This window comes from Pontimicrobium sp. MEBiC06410 (assembly GCF_053601615.1).
In genome coordinates, this window is the sequence record NZ_JBSHNT010000105.1 from 1 (window position 1) to 206 (window position 206).

Annotated in this window: 1 protein-coding gene; it reads right to left on the reverse strand. The window is 45.6% G+C overall.

What is annotated here, in order from left to right; genetic code table 11:
* The coding region (locus ACVC08_RS00685; RefSeq protein ID WP_452600585.1) for an HYR-like domain-containing protein at positions 1-206 on the reverse strand (206 nt) is incomplete at both ends.

The following is a 206-nucleotide window of genomic DNA, read 5'->3' on the forward strand; positions in this document are numbered from 1 at the left end:
CTGCCGGTGCAGTAAATGTTGGTGCGATATTATCGGAAACGGTAATGGTTTGCGTTTGTTCTGGCGCAGTGTTACCACAGCTATCTGTTAATGTCCATGTTCTGGTGATTACGAATGATCCTTCGCAAGTTCCAGCGACTATAGTGTCTGTGTAGGTAGCGTCTAGGGTTGTAGAACAGTTATCTGCTTCGTCTGTAACATCTCCT